The organism is Pedobacter immunditicola (assembly GCF_037482985.1).
GTDB lineage: Bacteria > Bacteroidota > Bacteroidia > Sphingobacteriales > Sphingobacteriaceae > Pedobacter > Pedobacter immunditicola.
Window position 1 is genome coordinate 347602 of record NZ_JBBHKC010000003.1, and the last position, 20743, is coordinate 368344.

19 protein-coding genes are annotated in these 20743 nt (G+C 36.5%); 2 read left to right on the top strand and 17 right to left on the bottom strand.

All coding sequences use genetic code 11. From position 1 onward, the window contains the following. Positions 1-22: 22 nt before the first annotated feature. From WG905_RS06595 to WG905_RS06665, 16 genes are all read right to left on the bottom strand, one after another. Positions 23-958, bottom strand: a complete 936-nt coding sequence (locus tag WG905_RS06595; protein WP_339590911.1) for a glycosyltransferase — start codon at positions 956-958, stop codon at positions 23-25. A gap of 32 nt (positions 959-990) precedes the next feature. Next, on the bottom strand, positions 991-2280 hold the full coding sequence (locus WG905_RS06600; RefSeq protein WP_339590912.1) for an MATE family efflux transporter: 1290 nt from the start codon (positions 2278-2280) through the stop codon (positions 991-993). After that, the gene (locus tag WG905_RS06605) at positions 2225-3424 is read right to left on the bottom strand and encodes a DegT/DnrJ/EryC1/StrS family aminotransferase (RefSeq protein WP_339590913.1); all 1200 of its coding nucleotides are present in this window, start codon (positions 3422-3424) and stop codon (positions 2225-2227) included. The genes WG905_RS06600 and WG905_RS06605 overlap by 56 nt, the downstream gene beginning before the upstream one ends. A 1-nt stretch (position 3425) precedes the next feature. Further along, positions 3426-4403 carry an NAD-dependent epimerase/dehydratase family protein gene (locus WG905_RS06610; RefSeq protein WP_339590914.1) on the bottom strand — a complete coding sequence of 326 codons (978 nt, stop codon included), beginning with the start codon at positions 4401-4403 and terminating at the stop codon, positions 3426-3428. Continuing rightward, positions 4393-4800, bottom strand: a complete 408-nt coding sequence (locus WG905_RS19520) for a DMT family transporter (RefSeq protein WP_431844504.1) — start codon at positions 4798-4800, stop codon at positions 4393-4395. The genes WG905_RS06610 and WG905_RS19520 overlap by 11 nt, the downstream gene beginning before the upstream one ends. Further along, positions 4766-5707: a glycosyltransferase gene (locus WG905_RS06615; protein WP_339590915.1), complete on the bottom strand. Its 942-nt coding sequence runs from the start codon at positions 5705-5707 to the stop codon at positions 4766-4768. Before WG905_RS06615 ends, WG905_RS19520 begins: the two co-directional genes overlap by 35 nt. A 13-nt stretch (positions 5708-5720) precedes the next feature. Beyond that, a complete protein-coding gene (locus tag WG905_RS06620) occupies positions 5721-6338 on the bottom strand; it encodes a NeuD/PglB/VioB family sugar acetyltransferase (RefSeq protein WP_339590916.1) in 618 nt (205 codons plus the stop codon). A gap of 5 nt (positions 6339-6343) precedes the next feature. Further along, entirely contained in the window at positions 6344-7459 is a 1116-nt protein-coding gene (locus WG905_RS06625; RefSeq protein ID WP_339590917.1) for a DegT/DnrJ/EryC1/StrS family aminotransferase, read from the bottom strand. Between the two features lie 27 nt (positions 7460-7486). Next, positions 7487-7990, bottom strand: a complete 504-nt coding sequence (locus tag WG905_RS06630) for an acyltransferase (protein ID WP_339590918.1) — start codon at positions 7988-7990, stop codon at positions 7487-7489. 1 nt (position 7991) lies between these two features. Then, positions 7992-9047, bottom strand: coding sequence for a Gfo/Idh/MocA family protein (locus tag WG905_RS06635; RefSeq protein ID WP_339590919.1), 1056 nt, complete (start codon positions 9045-9047; stop codon positions 7992-7994). Positions 9048-9054: 7 nt separating this feature from the next. Continuing rightward, positions 9055-10650, bottom strand: coding sequence for an ArnT family glycosyltransferase (locus WG905_RS06640; RefSeq protein ID WP_339590920.1), 1596 nt, complete (start codon positions 10648-10650; stop codon positions 9055-9057). Between the two features lie 39 nt (positions 10651-10689). After that, the gene (locus WG905_RS06645; protein WP_339590921.1) at positions 10690-13029 is read right to left on the bottom strand and encodes a GumC family protein; all 2340 of its coding nucleotides are present in this window, start codon (positions 13027-13029) and stop codon (positions 10690-10692) included. A gap of 52 nt (positions 13030-13081) precedes the next feature. Then, complete coding sequence (locus WG905_RS06650) at positions 13082-13597, bottom strand: UpxY family transcription antiterminator (RefSeq protein WP_339590922.1); 516 nt, start codon at positions 13595-13597, stop codon at positions 13082-13084. Positions 13598-13636: 39 nt separating this feature from the next. Then, complete coding sequence (locus WG905_RS06655) at positions 13637-14389, bottom strand: polysaccharide biosynthesis/export family protein (RefSeq protein WP_339590923.1); 753 nt, start codon at positions 14387-14389, stop codon at positions 13637-13639. A 483-nt stretch (positions 14390-14872) separates the two neighbouring features. After that, the gene (locus WG905_RS06660; protein ID WP_339590924.1) at positions 14873-16264 is read right to left on the bottom strand and encodes an undecaprenyl-phosphate glucose phosphotransferase; all 1392 of its coding nucleotides are present in this window, start codon (positions 16262-16264) and stop codon (positions 14873-14875) included. Positions 16265-16716: 452 nt separating this feature from the next. Continuing rightward, positions 16717-17214, bottom strand: a complete 498-nt coding sequence (locus tag WG905_RS06665) for a hypothetical protein (RefSeq protein WP_339590925.1) — start codon at positions 17212-17214, stop codon at positions 16717-16719. 269 nt (positions 17215-17483) lie between these two features. Between WG905_RS06665 and WG905_RS06670 the strand changes: the two genes are divergently transcribed. Both WG905_RS06670 and WG905_RS06675 read left to right on the top strand, forming a co-directional pair. Beyond that, positions 17484-18188 (top strand): LytR/AlgR family response regulator transcription factor, encoded by a 705-nt coding sequence (locus WG905_RS06670; RefSeq protein WP_339590926.1) that lies wholly within the window; start codon positions 17484-17486, stop codon positions 18186-18188. Positions 18189-18254: 66 nt separating this feature from the next. Next, positions 18255-18608: a nuclear transport factor 2 family protein gene (locus WG905_RS06675; RefSeq protein ID WP_339590927.1), complete on the top strand. Its 354-nt coding sequence runs from the start codon at positions 18255-18257 to the stop codon at positions 18606-18608. A 48-nt stretch (positions 18609-18656) separates the two neighbouring features. Here WG905_RS06675 and WG905_RS06680 read toward each other — a convergent pair whose 3' ends face one another. Further along, positions 18657-20693 carry a PAS domain-containing sensor histidine kinase gene (locus WG905_RS06680; RefSeq protein WP_339590928.1) on the bottom strand — a complete coding sequence of 679 codons (2037 nt, stop codon included), beginning with the start codon at positions 20691-20693 and terminating at the stop codon, positions 18657-18659. Positions 20694-20743: the final 50 nt, after the last annotated feature.

A 20743-nucleotide genomic window follows, 5' to 3' on the forward strand; every position in this document is an offset into this window, starting at 1 on the left:
ATTAAAACTGCACCTGATCAGGTTAGAACTGAATTTTTGGTTTAATGGTTAGTGCATCCCATTGATGTCGCGCTGCCTTTTCTGCTTCGTATTCAGCGATTAATATGCTGTTAGCTAAACCTCTAGATGCTAACCTTTTTTTCCAGTATCGACCCCACTTGATGATGGGGTTCTCTGGATATTTTTCAAACTGCCACAATTGTGCAAGTAGATAGCTGGATGCTGCATGACCAGCTGCAATCTTAACCAGATATTGATGTGTCAACCTGTTTTTTGGAATGATGTGTGTTAATTCTAACTCAGGTAATACACCCGCTAAATAACCATCGCGACAAGCATGAAGAGCGAGATTTATATCATCACCGGATGTAACTATTTCCCCAATCCGTCCAAGGGTACTGGCAACGGGACAATGCACACATGTGTTTACAAACGCTTGCGCAATTTTTCGACGAATACCTAAACCAGCCCCAAAAGGTAAAGCTTTATGATAGGTAACATCATTTGAAAAATGAGCACGTTGTTCATTTCGTAGCGCCAGTGATCTTAAAAATGGAAACTCTTCTGGTGTAGGGTCTATTTCAAAGTCTGGAACAATTCTGCCCGCACCCAGCGCGCCGATTAAAGGCACAGCATCCATGGTGCTTGTCAAAATATAAAGGTAATTTTCTTTTAAACAATTGTCATCGTCAACAAATATGATCACATCACCTGTTGCCTCTTCTATTCCTTTAATTCTTGCCGAATTAAGACCCAATTTTTCTTCTTTTAGATGCCTTCCCAGTGGATGCCACGATATATCAACCGCTTTTGCAACTTGTATGCTGCTGGCATTATCAACGATTAATAACTCCCATTTATTAAAACTTAAAGATTGGCTTTTAAGTGACAATAGGGTCCTGTTGATATGACCAAGCATTGGATTATGTGTACATATTATAACAGAAGCAACCATCATTTTTTCTTATTAATTACCCCTTGTTGTCAGCTTTATTGTACTTTATTAATTTTCAAAACGGAATACACAAAATAGATAAGTAATTCTGTCGATGCTAAAAATATATTAAACACCAAAATTCCAGACAGCGTGGTGATATTTAATACCAGGGCTCCAAAAATTACTGTAACAATTTTTATTGGTATTGAAACAAGCGGATTAATGACCCAGTTTCTACTTGTTGATATATTAAATAGAAAACTTGCGTATAGACTTATACAACTACCGGCCACACTCAATATCAGTTCTATTTCCAACCCGGAGTAGTCATTACCAAGTACCCATAATATTTGTGTAGGAAATATTGAAACTATAAGTACAATCATTAAAAACAATATCACTAGTCCAACTTGGATTTGCATAAACCTTTTAAAAATCAGTTCCTTATTGTTTTTTAGCCTGGCAAATCTGGGAATTATTAGTGCACCAAAAATGGAGCTGAAAAAATTCAATACCATGGCTAATCTCCCAAGTGCTCCTATTTGTGCGACTGCTGCAGTAGTTCCGATAAATGAAATGAGCCATATGGTAATTTGATTTGATATGCAGAAATAAATCGAACCTGGCAGGATGCGCTTTACAACACTTACAATTTCTTTCTTTATTTCAGGATCTGGTTTTTTTGTCCAATCTGCGTATATGGAAGATATTTTCCGTATTCGCGTGTTACCCCAGATTTGAGGGATGCTTGCGGATAAAATTGCAAGATAAGCCCATGGAAAAGCAAAAAGGGTTAATATAAGCATCATTAAACGACAAATACTCACTTTGATATGAACCTTTTGTAAGGGTATAATATTTTGGTGTAGTACTGGTCCAACTGTAAGCAGATTAGTGGAAAGCGAAGCTAAAAAAGCAGGTATAATAGATAAGGTAATAAAGATAGTCGTGACCCACCCTGTATGATGTAATCTTAGCAGGTATATTAATATCGGAATTGCAAAAATCAAGCTGGCAACGGCAAACTTCTTCCTTAGGTCAAAACCGGTTACCAATACAGATCCTAGTTTTTCCCGGTTCTGCCATACTTTGCCCCCCTGGGCCAATACACTGGTGGAAATCCCCCCGTCGGCAAGTAATACCATCGTACCGAGCATCGTATTTGCTAAAGTATAGTACCCATACTCCTGAGTTGAAAGCAGGCGGATGACCAGAATCCCACTAATGAATCCTATAGACTGTATGACTAATTGTGATATTCCGGTGATTGAGATGAGCCTGGTCCATTCAGTTATCTTTTCGTAATTCTGGCTTTTGGATATTCGCTGAACAAGGTCTTTCATAAATGGCTGTCGCAGAATTATTCGTGAATAATTTTAAAATGCTGTCAATAATATAATTTATTTCGTTTCTCTCCATAGGTACATAAATTGGTAAAAGAATAGAGTTATCCTGGAGATTCTCGGAAACTGGTAAGCTGATACCTTCCATGTATTTGTAAGCTGTTTCCCGATGTGAAGTCATAATTCCCCTTCTGGTTGCAATACCACAATCTAAAAGCATTTGCATTAAAGCATTTCTATTTAACGGGGAATTATCTTTGAGGTAAATACTATAGGATTGGTAATTACTAAAACAATCTCCTTCTTCACCTGGTAAACGGATAAAATCAAGGTGTTTCAATCCTTTATAATATAAGTCAGCAATTTTTCTTCTTTCTTGTACAATCCAGTCGAGTTTCTCTAGTTGTTTAATACCTACAGCCGCCTGAATATCAGTCATTCTGTAATTGTAAGCAAGTTCCAGATGATCTTCAAATACTATTTTGGAATTTTCATGCCTTGTTCTGTCGTTAATTGACATTCCATGCTGCCTTAACAATTTTAGTCTTTGTTCATAATCTTTCCGGTTAGTGGTTATCATTCCACCATCGCCAGTTGTGATGACCTTACGCGGGTGGAATGAAAAACACACGAGGTCGGAATGTGTTCCAATTTTACTGTTTTTATAAGATGATCCTGCAGCACAGGCGGCATCTTCAATTAATTTAAGGTTATATTTTTCACAAAGCTGCTTAAATGCATCAATGTTTGCTGGCATGCCTATTTGATGTACCAGTAAAATGGCTTTGGTTTTGGAGGTAACCCTTTTTTCTGCATCCAAAGGATCAAGATTGTATGTTTCGAGTTCAACCTCTGCAAATACTGGGGTTGCTCCAACATACCTGATGGCATTCGCAGTAGCAATATAACTTAAGGATGGACATATCACCTCATCATCAGCACCAATTTCCGCTACAATTAATGCTAAATGTAAAGCTGCTGTGCAATTAGAAAGCGCTACAGCATATTCAGTGCCTACATAGCTTGCAAACCTTGCTTCAAACTCTTCTACCTTGGGTCCTTGAGTTATCCAGCCAGTAAGTATGGTTTCATATGCTGCTTGTGCTTCTTCAGAAGTTAAAAAAGGTTTTGCAATTGGAATCATGTTAATTAATTAAATGTGTTTTCTTTTGAAAATACCATTGACTAAGCTCTAATAATCCTTCATTTAAATTTACTGCAGGTTCAAAGTTTAACATGTTAAATGCCTTCTGATTATTTGCTAATCTTCTGCTTACAGGATTAATTGTATTGTCTTCTAAATGACGAGGCGTTATTTTCGATTTATTCACACTTAATAACTCGTGTAATAATTGTTTAAGCGAGGTTTCTTTATTGTTGCCAATATTAAATACTTCATCTGTTATCGGCGCTAATAATGCTGCAACATTAGCCCTTGCTACATCTTTTACATTTACCAGATCCATTGATGTGCTACCATCACCATAAATATCAGGTGCTGCACCATTCCTTATGCAATCAAGCCATTTAATCATGACTTCGGTATATTTGCCATCCGTATCCATTCTGGGCCCATAAACGTTGAAATAACGCAAGGCCACATAATCTAATCCATACATGAACTTATAGCTTCTCCACAGTTGTTCTCCCCATAATTTCGCTCCACCATAAAATGTTTGGTTGTCATAAGGATGATCAGTTTCAGGTGTAGGAAAATTTTGAGCCAATCCATATACAGAAGCACTTGAACTGTAAATCACCTTTTTTATCTGATGCTTTACACACAATTCCGCTAATTCAAAAGTAGATTTGAGCATGACATCAAATCCATCCCTAGGACTAGCAGCACAGGCATTGATTCGTAACGCCGCCATGTGAAATACGTAATCAATGTGTATGAGATGCTGATCAAGTACTATTGTATTTCTGATATCTTCTTCGATGAATTCAACACAGGGGTTTTTAATAAAGCCTTCCATGTTCCCATAGCTACCTCTACTTAAATTGTCGATGATAACGATCTTGTTTGGACTGAATTTGAGCAATTCTTCTACTACATAAGAACCAATAAATCCTGCGCCACCGGTAATAAGTATATTACTGCCTTGAATTTTATTTAACATATTCATGATTATTTACAGATAGGATGAAAACGCCACTAATGATAAGTATAAAACCCAGGTAGGACAGCATGGAAAGGCGGTCTTGAAACAGGAAATAGCCCACAGCTGTTGTCAATATGAAATTTATGCCAGTTGCAATTGGAATTACCAATGAAAATTGGTTAGTCGACAAAGCTTTAAAAAGGAACAATGCAGATATTACAATTAATGAAAATGCAATTATGAAGTTTAAATTAAATAGGAGCCTATACCATTCCTTCCAAATAGATAAGGTGCTTCCTCGTAACTGAAATTTAATTATAGCTGCACCAGATACATTACATGCAGCATACAGGATGATATAAATAATTGATTTTGTCATTTCAGTTATAAATTGGATGTAGTTCAACAATTTCATCAATTACAAAAACAGGTCTATTCCTGCTGGCATCCAGTGTACGCCATAGATATTCTGCGATAATACCCAGTGAAATATTTGTAACGCCAAATCCTACCATGAGTATGGAAATTAATGCAGGCCATCCTCCATCGAGATCATCAAAAATAATTGTCCTGACAATAATATAGATCGTCCAGACAAGGCCAAGAATGAAGAAACTAATTCCCATTAATGAAACGAGCCTTATGGGCGCAAAAGAGAACGCAACGAATGAATCGATGAGCAGTTTTATTTTCTTAGATATCGTCCATTTGGATTCACCTATTAATCTTTCCCTCTTCGAATAATTTATTCCAGATTGTTTAAATCCAAGGCTTAATATTTGAATAAAAACAGAAGAATTACTTTCTATATTATTGTTTAAGCAATTTTGGACTTTCTTGGTAAACATTAAAATATCAAAACCATTTTTTGGGAAATTTGATATTGCATACCTTCTCATAAAAAAGGCATAGGTCATTGACAATAGTTTTTCAGTTCTGGCTGCTTCAGTATGATTTCTAAATGCCCAGCAAATGTCAGTACCCATTTCAATAATGTTTTCAAACATCTGATTGATCAACTCCAGTGGATCTTGAAGGTCTGCATACATAAAGGTGATATAATCGCCTTTTGCTTTCAATATACCCGCTCTCAAGGCTGCATGTGAACCAAAATTCTTTGAAAAGCTAATAATTTGAGTCGTATAAGCAACATGTCTACCATGTTTAAGCTTACTTAATGTATTATCACTCGATCCATCATTTACAAATACGACTTCGGTATCAAAACTTCTATTTTTTCCCAGATATAGGTTTAACTGACTAATTAGATAATCAATATTTTCCTGCTCATTCAAAACTGGAATTATGATGGAGACTTTCATAATTGTTTGTTCATTAATAAGTTACATACTTAGCCGGATTTCCAGCAACCTTTGAGTTCTCCGGAACGCTCTTTAAAACATTACTTCCCAAGCCCACCAGCGTTCGTTCGCCTATGTGTATGCCATTAATAATATTTGAACCGCTTCCTATATAGCAGTTGGAACCTATGTCGGTACTGCCAGCAATGAGTACATTACTCCCAATTAGTGTGTAATCGTCTATGGTAACATCATGATGTATAACAGAATTTGGTAAGATGCAAATGTGATTATGTAATCGGGCATTACTGGTTATTACAACCCCAGCCATAATTAAACAGTTATATCCGATCTGAACATGTTTACCAACTGTGGCCCTAGGATGAATGGCAGTTATAAACCGTTCCTCACTTATTTCTAAAGAACTTATCATTGCAGCCCGCTCTTTATAAGAATGGTAACTACCAGGTACTGCTAGCATGCATATTTCCGGGTGTTTTTTTATAATTGCCCTTGGGAAAATCTCATGAGTTGTTGAAGTTAGAGTTGAATTGTCATCAATAAAGCCCAAAAAGTCATATTCATGATCGTTAATACAATCCAGCGCCTCTATACCATTCCCATTGAAAGGGAAAATTAACAACTTCTTCATTTAGCTTAATAACTGTTCAAGACCTCTATGATATAAACGATTTCTTCATCTGTCAACTCAGCGTACATGGGTAAAGACAGACAGTGGTTTGCCAAATATTCAGCCTGGGGACAATCGCCATTTTTATAATTTAAATAGCTGTAAGCCTTCTGAAGGTGACATGGGACAGGGTAATGAAGCCCGGCTGTAATGTTTTTTTCGTTTAAATAACTGATGAGCTCATCTCTTTTGGCGGTGGTAATTACAAATAGATGGTATACAGAATCGGCCCAAACGGGTTGTTTCTGCATCGTTATTTTTGGATTTATAATTTGATTTAAATACATCCCCGCAATCGCTTTTCGGCGATCATTCCAACCTGTTAAATGTTTGAGTTTAACCTTTAAGGATGCCGCTTCTAAACCACCCATTCTCATGTTAAAACCTATCTCATCATGATAATACCTAACCGTTGAGCCATGATTTCGTAAACTTAAAAGTAAGTCATAATAGGACTTATAATTTGTGGTGATACCACCTGCCTCACCACAGGCCCCTAAATTTTTCCCAGGATAGAAGCTGAAACAGGCCATTTCACCAAAACTGCCCACTGGGATTCCTTTATATTTTGCACCATGTGCCTGAGCTGCATCTTCGATAAAATGGAGGTTATATTTTTCACATAGCTCTTTCACACTATCGATGTCAAAGGGTTGTCCGTATAGATGTACGCCTATAATGGCTTTAGTTTTTGTAGTAATACGGTCTTCAATGAGATTGATGTCCAATTGCCAGGTATCACCCGTGCAATCCACGAATACTGGTGTGGCACCTGTATACGTAACGCCCCATGCAGTGGCAATAAAGGTATTTGCAGGAACGATAACTTCGTCACCGATTCCAATATTAAGTGCAAGCATGGACAGGTGTAGTGCCGAGGTTCCATTATTTACACCAATTGTGTAATTGGTTTTGCAAAACTTCGCAAACTCTTGTTCAAATTCTTGCACAAATACACCGCCTGAAAAGGAAGCATGGTCATACACCTCTTCGAAGGCACTGAACACTTCATTTTTAATCTGGTGATGCTGTTCCTTTAAATCCAGACAAGGGATCTTTTTACTCGATGTAATGCTATCCATTTTTAAGCGATTTGATAAGATCAATTCTTAGATAATTACCTGGTCTACTGATTTCAGGAACCTTGCCGGATTTCCTGCATATACTGTGTTTTGAGGAATGTTTTGCAGCACTACTGAGCCTGCTCCAACGACAGCATTCTTGCCCACGTGCACGCCACAAAGTATTGTAGCACTAGATCCAATAGATGCGCCTTCTTCAATAAAGGTTTCTATACATTCCCAGTTTTCTTCTGACTGTAAAGAACCATCCTTATTAATTGCACGTGGAAACTTATCATTGATAAAGGTTACATTATGTCCAATAAATACATAATCAGCAATATGAACGCCTTCGCAAATGAAGGAATGACTAGATATTTTACAGTTTTTCCCAATGGTTACACCTTTTTGTATTTCTACAAAAGATCCGATTTTACAACCATCATCAATTGAACAACCATATGCATTGACGAAATTATAGATCTGTACATCTTTTCCTAAGAATACATTCTCCAGGCATTGTCTATCTTTGTGAATTGTAACCAGTTCCATACTAATTTTTTAAAATATGTGTTTCTGTTTCTTTTTGAAGACATTCCGTTTGCTTAATTAAAACTTCACATCCATTGTTTTTTATTGATTTAGTTGATGCTTCTAATATATTCACAACATCCAAACCAATAGCAGAAGACGATCTCGGTACTGTGCTTTCAGACAGGCAATTAATAAAGTCTGTAGCCATTTCAAACAGCGCTTCTGTTGTTTTCAATTTAGGTACATGAATATCCCCTATTCTGTAATCAACAAGTATTTTGTTTCTGTCTTCATTTCTCGAGTGCTTATAACCGCTATCATATATCTTCACCTTTTCTGTAGGCTCAACATCATTGTACAAGATCATCTTTTGGTCTCCCCCGATCAGCATCATTCTTAACTTTACGGGGCTTGTCCATGAACAATTAAAGTGGGCTATAAAACCGGAGTTATAATTCACAGTTAGATAAGCAATATTTTCAATTTCATTATTTGTATGTGTTGTGCCTGTGGCATTTACACTATAGGGTTGTTCAGCAATGATATAATTTAAAATGGAGATGTCATGAGGTGCAAGATCCCACAATACGTTAATGTCGGGTTGAAACAGACCAAGATTGATTCTGGTAGAGTCCAGATATTTGATTTTTCCCAGTTCCCCTTCTTCTATTAAAGACTTCATTTTTTCAACCGCCCCAGTATATAAAAATGTATGATCAACCATCAGCAATAGGTTCTTTTGTGTTGCCAGACTGATCAAAATTTCTGCTTCCATTGCCGTCGAAGTCATGGGCTTTTCAAGTAACACATGTTTGCCCTGCATGAGCGCAGTTCGGGCTAAATCGAAATGGGTAAATACCGGAGTTGCAATTACGACTGCATCAATGTTTTCGTCAATGATAAGGTCTTCAGCGCTTTCATAGCCCTTTATATTTGGATATAAACGGCTGAATTGCATTAAACGATCAGTACTTCGGTCAGCTACAGCAATTACGCTGCAGTTTGAAACCAGCGAAAAATTCCTAACCAGGTTTGGCCCCCAATACCCAATGCCTATTATGCCTACATTTACCATAACTCAATTATTTTTTATGCAGTGTTGTTATTAAAGGCTTTTGATGACGAACGTAAAGTCTGTAAGGACCATAAGGTTTAATATAAATATGATATAGATTTCTGAGTCGTCTTATGTTATCTGTTTTAAAATCATCATGATAGGTGTCAGCATATAAACTATAAACACCTTGATCGTGCATTCCAGCTTCTTCCAATCCAGCTGCAAATTCCGCCGTCATTTGCCTCTCCATCATTAAAAAATAATCCACCGTCGGCAAGACAATCTTTATGGTCTTAAATGTCAAAACATCACCGAATGCGAGGTATGGTGTATACATTTTCCAGCCTAAATTGCGACCAGCATAATAGAATTCAGAAGCACATAAGAAAACGTGGTGATCACCTTTGCCGATTAGTTGCTGTGCTGCCACACTAATTTGTCCTCTTTCTCTTTCTTCTTTGTTATCAAAAGCTAAAACTGTTCTCGCTATCAATGTTAAACCAACGCACCATACCAATAGGACGGCTAAAAAACCATTTAGCACCGACTTTTTAATTGGTTTAAAGCTTTCGGGTTGACGAGCAGGGTAAAGATAGGCTACCACAAATACAAAATATGGAATCATGTAAAGCACCCGGTTGATATAAACAACGGTAAGCACCAGCAAAACTACGATGGTCATACCGGCTATAAGTAGCCCAAGTTCTTTTCTTACTATTATTGTGAACAGTGCAATTATTGGAAGAAAGGGGCTGAATTTAAGGCTTCTAAGTATCTCCACACTGTTAGTATAGATATCCGGCGGACCAGCATTCTCAGAAGAATTTGGTCCCGATATCAAATTTAAACGAAGTCCTTCTATTACATTATTCATTGAGCTGAAGGCTACTGGGGCGACAGGAATAAGGATTAGAATTGTTGCGATAAAACAGGTTGAAATCAATATTACCATTGTTTTAAACAAACCTCGTGGTTCGTTTGCCGTACCTTTATCTTTTACGAGTGAGATCAATTCAAGGATAACTAGTGGGAAAAGGAACAATGCCGATGGCCAGATAAAAAAACTTAATGTCATTAAAAGACCCGCAACGACAATTTTCCCGTTCCATTTAAGGCTTGTTTTATTACTTCTTAATATCCAGCAGGCAAAAAAGCAAAGGGCTATTGCCCAGCAATCTATTCTGGCAATTGTGTAAGACTGTACAATAAGCGGATCCAGAAGAAAAATTATCCCGAGTAGGAAAGCAACATATCTTTTGATTCCACAAGCTAATAACCAGCCAACTGCTGCGGTTGCTGCCACCAATGCACCAAATAGGGACATTACTCTTGGACCATATTCGCCGAAAATATGATAAGTTAATTCCTGTAAAACTGGTCCGATATAAAACCAGGTAAAAACGGGCTGTTTTTTTAATGTCAACCAAGCAATAGACCAGTCAGAATCTGGTTGAAGGGTGTTTCTTCCAAGCTCAATAGTTGTAGGTTCATCCTTATGTAAATAAGGCGTGCTGTCTATCGTTGCTATAAAGAAAAACGATATGAATATGATGGAGCATAACCATTTCAGCCAAAATGAAAAATTCTTTCCATTGTACTTATAGTCTCGAACTAACTGCATATCTGAGGGGCTAATTGAGTATCAGGTTTATTTAACAGGCTAATTATTCTTCATGATGGAAAGCTTTGGTTTTGGCTTATCATTTCCAAAATATTGGTACGCATATTTATTTTCATAACCGTAGGATGCTTTTGACAGAACCCCATTATAAATGATATACATATTCTCCATTTGATGTTCATTAAATAGTTGATTAATATAATTCAGGTCGGATTTGGGAGTATAACCATCGCGTACTACATAGAGGTTTACATCACTGTAGGCGGAAACAATCATGGCGTCGGCAACAAGCTGCACAGGTGGCGTATCGATAATAATTTCGTCAAACGTAGTTCGTAACCACGTCATTAGTTCTTCCAGCGCTTCCTTTTCTAAAAGTTCTGATGGATTATCTGGTTCTGGTCCTGAACTAATGATAAAAAGATTTGAATGGATCTGCGAGGACTGGACAATCTGCTCTTTAAATTTGGTTCCATTTAAGTGATTGCTTAAACCAACATCATTTGATAAATTAAAAGTTTTCGCTACCTGAGGTTTTCGAAAATCCATATCTAATATTACAGTTTTCCTACCCGATGCGGCCATTACAGCCCCCAGATTACACGCGACCATACTTTTTCCTTCTCCCGGGATGCCAGAGGTTACCAGGAGTACTTTCCCATCTCCTGTTTTCCCATTGATATGACGAAGTTTTGTGCGCAATATTCTAAATTGTTCAGCAATCATATTTCTTGAACCACCGAGAACAAACTCCCGTGGGACGTCTTTTTGAAAGGAAAGTTCTCCAAGAATTGGGACCAAAACAGCATTTTCAATCTCATGAAAATTGTTTATTTTGTTGTTCAGTGAGTCCTTTATAAAAAGGATACCCCCTGGAATGATAATCCCCATAATGAAGGCCAAGGCGTAGGTAATACTTGAATTTGGTGATTGCGCTTGTCCATAATGGGCATCATCAACTATCCTGCTTTCCATAAGCTTTGCGGAGTTGATTAATCCAGCCTCTTCCCTTTTTTGTAATAAATAGATGTATAACTCTTCTTTAATACTTTGTTGTCGTTTGATATTAATGTACTCCCGTTCTTGTCCCGGTAGTTTTTTTATGGAAGATTCAAAACCAGAATTATATTTTTGCAATTGCTTTCGGGTGGTTAATAAAGACCGTTTGATAGCTGTAATTGTTCCATAAATTGCATGCTTTGTGGAGGCGATCTGTTGGTTTAAAGGGTCGAAGACAGGGTTTTTTTCTGGCGTATTTGCCAATAGTTTGTCTTTTTGTAATTCCAATTTAATTAACTGGTCTACCAAAGAAACCAGGCCAGGGTCGGATAGTCCAGCTGTGGCAGGGGCATTTACAGAATTGCCTGCAGAATTGATATATCGCTGAATTCCATCAATAACCTGTAGCTGGACATTGACTTCATTCAATCGGGAATCATTATTTTTAACATTATCCAGGTAAAACTGTGATTCTGATGATAAATCAGTTATACCCCTACTGCTTTTGTATGACTCCACTTGTTTTTCCACCCGGTTCAATTCTTCGGTAATTGAGTCCAGCCGGTCATCCAAGAAGCTTAACGTACTTAAGTTGACTTTATTTTTATAATCTATGGAGGCAACATTATATGCTTTGATCAGGTTGTTTAAAATATCTCGACCTCTCTCAGGGACCGTTTCTGTAATTAGTAATTCGGCAACGGAAGTTTGCTCTCCTGTCAGGTAAGCCAGATAGCTCGTCAAGTATCCGTCGGTTACGTTGTCAGGATTATTAATGTTTATCTGAATGGTTTGGCCAATATATTTTTTCAAGTTAGCGGTGGGGGTTAACTTCCAACTTCCCCATTTACTTTTTAATGTGCGCTCAAAAGAATAGACATTTTGAGACTCAGGTTGATTTAGAATGAAGGAATTTTCATCCTTGATCGTAACTTCTATCTGATGTCCATTTTGCGGGCTTGGAGGTTCAAGGAGCGTGAAAACTACCGGGGTGTTTGAATGGATATCTTTATCATAAAATTTTCCTGGGGAAGTGTAATTTATCCATAATTTAAGGTCATTTACCACTTTTCCCATTAAGGTTCTTGATGTTAATATCTCGATTTCATCATTCACCCTTTTAAAATTGTCAAATAAGTCGCTTCCCTTTTCGACCTTTTGCCTATCCCGTTCATCATTAATCAATATTTTTGCTTTTACAGTATAATAAGGTACAGTAGATTTAATATAAAAATACCCCAATCCCATACATACCAAAATGCTCAAAAAGAAAACTGGCCAGTATTTAAAATAGTTCCTATACCTTATTCCAGGGCTGCTATGATTTTCTCCTGCCAGTGGATCCTGTTGTTGGGCTGTATGTTTTACATTTGTTTTCATAGTTCGGCTTTAATGAAATTTCAGCAGATTGTTAAGCTCAGCAGCGGCCAACTTAGCCAAATGAAGAACCATACTTCCTCACAAAATTTACTTTATCTTTTTCTATCTCAACAGTCATAAAGCATCTTAACGAGGGTAGCATCACCTTAACTGACCTTTTACTAACTGCAATAACCTGTCCCTCCATTTCACTGAATGGCCCCTGAAGAATTTTGATTCTATCCTGAACATTAAGGGATACAGGCTTAATTTTGACATTTTGATAAAGAGATAAAAACTGCTTAATTGATTGAATCTCTGGATCCGGAATAACCGCCGGTTTACCTAACCAGCATACAAAGTTGACAATACCATATAATTCTCTAACCAGATTCATTTGCTGTTTTGACACTCTTACAAACACATAAGAAGTGAACAATGGTTCTTCAACGATTTTCTTTCTGTCACTCCATTGTTTTTCTACCCGGTTAAGTGGGCAGTAGTTTTCAATAGCAATCCTATTTAATTGATCGGCTACTTTCTTTTCCCAACGGGCCCTGGTATATACGGCGTACCAATTCAGTTCCATAAATACTAATTTTGACTATCCAATAAATACAGTTTGGTTTTACCTGGTTATAAAGATTCCAATTACGGAGATTACAGTTAAAAGCAAGCCTATTTTTTGATAGGTCTGGTTTAATGCAGGATCTTTAGTTTTACCAGCCTCTACGTAGATGACGTCGTTTGTCTTTAGGTAATAGTACGGAGAATCAAATATGTTCTTTTTGGTGAGATCTACGGTAACAAACAAGCGCTCACCATCGTTCTCTCTGATAATAAGTACCTTTCTTAAGGCGGTCATATTTAAATCGCCCGCCAAACTTATTGCTTCCGGAATAGTCAGCCTTTCACTTGGAACTTTAAAAAGCCCAGGTTTGGCTACATCACCCATTACTGAAACTTTAAAATTCATCAATTTGATCATTACCACAGGTTCTTTCAAATATGGAATCAACTTCATTCGAATATGTTCCTTTAGTTGGGCAGTGGTTAAGCCGTAAGCTTTAATGTTGCCTATCACGGGTAGCTGGATCTCCCCTTTTTGATCAACCAAATTGCCACTTAAAATTTCTGTGTCTCCATTGCCCGCATTAGAAGCAAAATTAAATACTGCAGAGGATTCAGGATTTAAGCTGGAAATGCTGATACCTAATATATCATCATGTTGGATAGTTGGTGGCAGATAATTGGTGACTTTTTCTCTGGTCACTACTGATCGATTAATATCCTGAAAATAGGTGGTCTTTTTATAAGAGCCACAAGAGTATAAAAGTGAACCTAATAAAAGATACAATGCGCAAGAACCTAATGATTTCATAAAACGGTTTTATGGATATTAAAAATGACTTGAGTTAGTAATTGATTTGTTATCAATGCATCAGCAAAATAAGCTCGGATTTTATATAGCTTCGCTCTTTCTCACTCACAGTGAGTGGATTACGTTGGGTGTGAAGGGTGAATTATTGGTTACAATATTATTTGTAACAATAAAAGTACATCAACAAAACTAAAAAGTAGATTCAATTCCAAATTTGTGTATTTGCTGTGAAAAAGTTGTCACCCTATATAAAATACCCGTTGGAAAATATACTTTTGAAGAGAACATCTAAATTTGTGATGTTCACTTCAAAATGTTGATTAAAATTAATTTAAATCAGTGTTATCTGTTCTTTTTTATATTGTATAAACCTCAAAATAAATTTTTTACGAAAAATTCATAGTCTCAATCATGTTAATTAGTGTGAACCAAGTAGTCTTATCTTTCTCGGGTTCAGCCCGTCTGTAAATACAGTTATTGGTTTTAGTAAGCATTTTCATCGCCATTCACCATGTTAATAACAGTCTGAAATATAATTTTGACGTCGAGCATTAAGGACCAATTTTCAAGATACCAAATATCATGATTGACACGCTGTTCCATTAGTTCCTTCGTATAGGTTTCTCCCCTATATCCATTTACCTGTGCCCAGCCTGTTATACCCGGCTTCAAATAATGTCTAACCATATACCTGTCGATGATTGCACTATATTGTTCAGTATGTTTTAACATATGGGGCCTTGGCCCAACTATACTCATATTCCCAAGAAAAACGTTAAAAAATTGCGGAAATTCATCAATACTGGTTCTGCGTAAGAATCGTCCGATCGCCGTTATTCTAGAATCCCCTTTACCAGCTTGTTTACTGTCACAATCTGAATTAATGCTCATACTGCGGAATTTATAACACCAGAAGTTTTTATTGTTTCGACCGCTACGAAGCTGTCTGAATAACACCGGTCCTTTGGATTCCATTTTTATTATTAAGGCGATTAAAGGAAATAGCCATATTAATACAAACACAATGATGAACCCGCTAAAAAGGATATCGAACACACGTTTTTTGAAGCCATTATCTGCATTTTCAAGGGGTTCAGTCCTTAAGGTGATAATAGGAAAGCTCTCCATGAAATTTATTCGAAAAGGATTGATTAAGGTTTCTGTGAAGTCAGGAACAAATTTCAACCGGATAAATTGCTTTTCAGCTTCCTTTAAAAGATAAATGGCTTCTCCTAACCTTTGTGGTGTTAATGACACGTACACCTCTTGAATTCCCCTTGCAGCAGCTTGTTTGATCTGCTCACAAGTGCCGGGCATAATTTTGCCAAAGACATCTACGAATAAGGCATTCTCATTGTTTAGAAAACCTTCGAAACGATAGGTCGACTGATTTTGCTTGAAATATGTAGCTAAACGGTTCCCGGTATCATTCATGCCCATTACGGCTACAATTTTTCTTACCTGGTAACGTTGTCTTAAATAAGGGTCCAGCACGGTACAGATAAACCGACTTGCCAGTATACTAAAACACAGTACAAAGTAGAATAAGAATAATAATGACCTCGGAATAGAACTGTTAAGATTAATAATTAAATAAAGCATAAAAAATATCATATGCAACGCAGTACTTTTCCAGCTTGCCCTATATAACTGCTCCAGGCTTTTGATACTGTTTACACTATATAATCTTAATATTATTGAGCTGATGATCCAGAATAAGTTAATATTGAGCAGCAGGTTAAAATTGTATTCAAATGTGAAGTTCATTTTTAGATGAATAGCCACATTATAGGCAATGAAAAAAGAACAATTTACCAAGAGGATATCAGTGAGAATCAAAAGTATTCGAAAGGAGTATAAGTAGCGGTTTTTCACAATGTATATTTAAAACGGTTAAATAATAAATGATTAGCTTACTCTTATTTCAAATTTTAAAGCATACTTTTTTAATATTTTTTTAGTTATTTACATTTTCTGTTAAACTTCTTCATACACTTAATGAATTAATTCTGTCTTTAATATTCAGAAGCTGATACTATGTTGCTAAAATTAGAGAGAATAATATTCCCTTTTTGTAAATATTATAGAATGAGCGTATTATGTGTACTTTCTCAGCCGTGATTTCGTGATTTATGAAAATATTATTTGAATAGTTAAATAAGTGGCAATGCAATTATGGATAATAATAAAAAAGAAATAACTCTGTGAATACAATTCACAGAGTTATTTCTCATAGTATACATTGACAAAGTATGTAGATTTTAAGCGAACTTTAATTAGACACAATGATTTCCCCTGGAAGGTCATCTCAGTTCATGTCAAAAGTTTTAGCTGGCTTCGCTATTTGGAAATTTGTCTTTTACTTCCATTGTACCATCTTCAATTCTTAAAACTATAATTTCTTTAGGATCTGATACGTTGACGATCCAAACACTCCTATCTTCTGTTTTTACGTTAATGGTTGAATTAATTTTATAATCGAAGTATTTACTTTTTACAACTTTTCTTACATCAGCTGGCATTTGTTTTTCTGTTCCATAGACTAAATGATAAACCAATAGACCATTTTTTTGAAAAACAGCCTTATTTTTCTGATCATTAAGAATAAAATTCACAATAATTTGCTTATTCACAACGTACCAAGTGGCATCAGTTGCATCTTTAAATACACGATCAAAGGATTTTGTTACTTTATCGGATATTGCGGCCTTATTTGAAGTACCATAGATTTCAATCTCTTCCAATTTAATTTGAGCCGATGACTCTGTAATTTCAGCTAAAGACGTCAATCCACTTAACAATAATAGAATAACTAGATTTTTCATGACTCTTAGTTTAATTTGTTGTAAAAATAAATACTTTAACAAAATCCCTGAGGAAAAGTATCTGTTAGCAAGTACGAGCGGATTTAAATAACGATCCTGCAGCGATTAACTGCTTTAAGCCTTTATTAAGGTCGTTCATAGGTAAAAGGACTTTATTCATCGACGAAAAATGGCTGTTTTGATTGAAAAATTTTTGTTTCTTAAACATTAGTTTACGTATTGTGTTAAATAAATACGTTGGGTGAAGAGGAGATATAATTCAAGAGCAAATGATTTGGAAATGTTTAATCGTGGATCCTGATCCGAATGCCTCGAAAATCGTGCAAAAATATACCGCATTGGTTGAACAACTCGAAGTGGTCGCCCTTTGTGATGATGCCTTTCAAGCAATGGCACACATGCAAACCGTAAGAATAGATCTCCTGTTTCTTGATATACAATTACCGAATTTACTCGGAACAAGTTTTATAAAAACCTTACAGCATCCTCCGAAGGTTATTTTCATAACTTCATTGCCTGAATTTGCAGTGGAAGCTTTTGAATTAGGGGCGGTCGACTATTTATTAAAGCCGCTTACTTTAGAACGTTTTTTAAAAGCTGTATATAAGGTTGTTAGCTCAATCAATGGTTCAAATGATGCCCAGACGCTGCCGCTTATCCGGAGGTCATTATATTTCAGGTCCGACAGAAAAATGGTTAAAATTTTCCTGGATGAGATCATTTATGCTGAAAGTATTAAAGACTATATAAAGATCTACAGGGATCACCACACGCCTTTATTAGTTAAACAATCTCTAACTTCTTTAGAGGCTTCGTTGCCACAACATTTATTTTTGAGGATACACCGTTCTTACCTGGTTTCCATAAACAGGGTAACTGCCTTTACAAACTATGATATTGAAATTGATAACATAGAAATACCCATAGGAAGACAATTTTTAGGACATTTAAAGAGGCTTACGTTAAAAAAGTAAGCCGATTTTTCAATAAGAGTCAACAACATCAGCTGTTGAGTGTTTATTTAACAAAAACATATAATTATGGATAACAAAGCAATCATAGAAGAGGTTATTAATGCCTTTGACACCAACGATGTGACCAGCCTGTTGAATTATGTTACCGATGATGTGGTTTGGGAAATGCGTGATCAAAAAGATATGGTGATATCAGGTAAAGAGAATCTTCGGAATTTTTTCTCCGAGTATAATGAAATGAAGATGATAAGATCAACACGTGACCATATCATTATTGATGGAAACCAGATCGCTGTTGACGGTACGGTTACTATGGAGGGCAAGGATGCCGAACAGTTTGAGATGTTTTACTGTGATATTTATGAGCTCACTGATAATAAGGTGAGCAAAATTATCAGCTACCCTATTAAAAAAATTTGATATTTAATTCTTCCCTGGGCTATCCATCCATAAAATAGCCCGGGGATATTAGTTTTTAAGTGGAATAGTAAAATAGAATTCAGTGCCTTTATCAAATTCAGTATTTACATCAATATTTCCATTATGCCTTTCAATAATCTCTTTGGAGAGGTATAAACCCAAACCCAGCCCTGAAATATTTGTTGGACCGTCGGCTCGGTAAAATCTGCTGAAAATTTTATTCTTTTGCGTTGAACTCAGCCCAATTCCTTCATCTTTGATGCTTACTTTAACAAATTCATTTTCCTTTGTTATGGATACGTAAACTTTATCCGCTTTTGGTGAATATTTAATGGCATTACCTAAAAGGTTGAACATCACCTGTTCCATCCTTTGTTTATCCGCCTCTACAATAAATTCTCCCTCCTTTTTATTGAAAATAAGCTGATGTGTTTTGTTCGTATATTGTTGCGTTTCTATAACATCTACAATTAAATGTTGTAGTTCGAAAGTTTCAAAGTTGAACTGTAATTTCCCAGCTACAATTTTTGAACTGTCTAGTAGATCTGTAACAAGGGTATTTAGTTTTTCAACCTGAGTTAATGCCTTTTCAATGAACATTTGTCCAACTTTTTCCTTTTCAGACCTTGCTTTTATTTGTAGATATCCTTTAATACTTGTCAGCGGAGTTTTTAGTTCATGACTTGCCAGGGCGATAAATTCATCTTTCTTAGCACTCAGGGCTTTCACCTCTTGAAACAACTTAGAATTGTCTAAGGCTACTGCAGCCTGTGAAGCTATACTTCCAATGATATCTTCATGTTCCGGTTTAAACATTCCAGCTTCGCGATGACCAAACAAAAGGCTACCTATTATACTGCCATCCGTAGATACTACGGGCACAGCTAAGTAACTTACCACAGGAAGATGCCCTGGAGGCATGCCAAAATGAGGGCTATTCTTACCATATCGCTCATCTTTAGTGATGTCGTCAGATCTCAATACTTCTTTCTGGTTAAAAGTTTTATCAAATATTGCCGAATTTCGCGGCATTCCTATTTTCTCAAACGATTCGGGGGGAGCTCCTGAGAGGGTGTAAAGTTTAAATTCTTCTCCCTCCTCATTAACCGAATTATAGAAAAAGGCACCGAAATCTGCTCCTGTGATCTTTGTGGTAACATCTGTTACCTGCTGAAGGATAATTTTTACATCAAGCTTTTCAAGTATCACTTTGCCTATGGCATTAAGCATCTCCAGGTTTTCCGTATTCTGTTTGATCGCTTTCAACGAACGTAGCTCCTCGGAAATGTTTCGTGCAATTTTAGATGCACCAATAACCTTTCCCGAGCCATCTTTAACCGGTGATACTGTTAGAGAAATGGGTATTTCCTGTCCGTTTTTCGCTATCCTAATTGTTTGTAAATGGTCAACTTTTTGTCCGTTTTTTATTTTAAAAAGAATACCATCCTCTTCAGTCCTCCGGGAATCAGGAATTAGGAGATTTATCGAATTACCAATAATTTCTTCTTCGGTATAGCCGAATATTTTTTGAGCACCTGTGTTCCAGCTTGTAATGATACCTTTAAGATCCTTACTGATAATAGCATGATCTGAAGATTCAACAATAGCTGAAAGCATAGCTTGTCTTTTATCTGTATCATATTGTTCCGTGATATCTATTAACGTGTTATGTGCACCAATCTGCCTTTGTTGATGATCAAATATCGGACGGGCGAATACCATTAAGTTTTTAAAGAGGTGGTTCGGCGTTTCTATGGTAATATAATGATTGTCATAAGCTATCCCTTCTTTCAAAGCCAATGCCATCGGGCAATCAGCTAATGGCATACTTTGACCATCCGGCTTATATATTTTCCAGGATCCACACCATAAGTCCTTCCCTATTTCTGGTTCACGGCCCCATAATTCTACTGCCGCCTGATTATAATAAGTGATATACCCCTCCAGGTTGCAGGAATACATGGCAAGTGGCGAATCATAAAAAAAGTGCTGAAAAAAAGTCTGCTCATTTTTTTGCCCCTCATTTAAAGCCTTTTCACTTTCCGGGTTTTGTGAAGGGTTTATATATGATTCCTGTATTTTCATCAGTTTATAGTTTGTTATTTAAAGGTGATGAAGCTATCATAAGCCTATGA

What these genes read in the sequence shown, in the direction of transcription:
- WG905_RS06595 (WP_339590911.1), bottom strand. Translation starts at nt 958, where the DNA reads ATGATGGTTGCTTCTGTTATAATATGTACACATAATCCAATGCTTGGT.
- WG905_RS06600 (WP_339590912.1), bottom strand. Translation starts at nt 2,280, where the DNA reads ATGAAAGACCTTGTTCAGCGAATATCCAAAAGCCAGAATTACGAAAAG.
- WG905_RS06605 (WP_339590913.1), bottom strand. Translation starts at nt 3,424, where the DNA reads ATGATTCCAATTGCAAAACCTTTTTTAACTTCTGAAGAAGCACAAGCA.
- WG905_RS06610 (WP_339590914.1), bottom strand. Translation starts at nt 4,403, where the DNA reads ATGTTAAATAAAATTCAAGGCAGTAATATACTTATTACCGGTGGCGCA.
- WG905_RS19520 (WP_431844504.1), bottom strand. Translation starts at nt 4,800, where the DNA reads ATGAAATTGTTGAACTACATCCAATTTATAACTGAAATGACAAAATCA.
- WG905_RS06615 (WP_339590915.1), bottom strand. Translation starts at nt 5,707, where the DNA reads ATGAAAGTCTCCATCATAATTCCAGTTTTGAATGAGCAGGAAAATATT.
- WG905_RS06620 (WP_339590916.1), bottom strand. Translation starts at nt 6,338, where the DNA reads ATGAAGAAGTTGTTAATTTTCCCTTTCAATGGGAATGGTATAGAGGCG.
- WG905_RS06625 (WP_339590917.1), bottom strand. Translation starts at nt 7,459, where the DNA reads ATGGATAGCATTACATCGAGTAAAAAGATCCCTTGTCTGGATTTAAAG.
- WG905_RS06630 (WP_339590918.1), bottom strand. Translation starts at nt 7,990, where the DNA reads ATGGAACTGGTTACAATTCACAAAGATAGACAATGCCTGGAGAATGTA.
- WG905_RS06635 (WP_339590919.1), bottom strand. Translation starts at nt 9,047, where the DNA reads ATGGTAAATGTAGGCATAATAGGCATTGGGTATTGGGGGCCAAACCTG.
- WG905_RS06640 (WP_339590920.1), bottom strand. Translation starts at nt 10,650, where the DNA reads ATGCAGTTAGTTCGAGACTATAAGTACAATGGAAAGAATTTTTCATTT.
- WG905_RS06645 (WP_339590921.1), bottom strand. Translation starts at nt 13,029, where the DNA reads ATGAAAACAAATGTAAAACATACAGCCCAACAACAGGATCCACTGGCA.
- WG905_RS06650 (WP_339590922.1), bottom strand. Translation starts at nt 13,597, where the DNA reads ATGGAACTGAATTGGTACGCCGTATATACCAGGGCCCGTTGGGAAAAG.
- WG905_RS06655 (WP_339590923.1), bottom strand. Translation starts at nt 14,389, where the DNA reads ATGAAATCATTAGGTTCTTGCGCATTGTATCTTTTATTAGGTTCACTT.
- WG905_RS06665 (WP_339590925.1), bottom strand. Translation starts at nt 17,214, where the DNA reads ATGAAAAATCTAGTTATTCTATTATTGTTAAGTGGATTGACGTCTTTA.
- WG905_RS06670 (WP_339590926.1), top strand. Translation starts at nt 17,484, where the DNA reads ATGATTTGGAAATGTTTAATCGTGGATCCTGATCCGAATGCCTCGAAA.
- WG905_RS06675 (WP_339590927.1), top strand. Translation starts at nt 18,255, where the DNA reads ATGGATAACAAAGCAATCATAGAAGAGGTTATTAATGCCTTTGACACC.
- WG905_RS06680 (WP_339590928.1), bottom strand. Translation starts at nt 20,693, where the DNA reads ATGAAAATACAGGAATCATATATAAACCCTTCACAAAACCCGGAAAGT.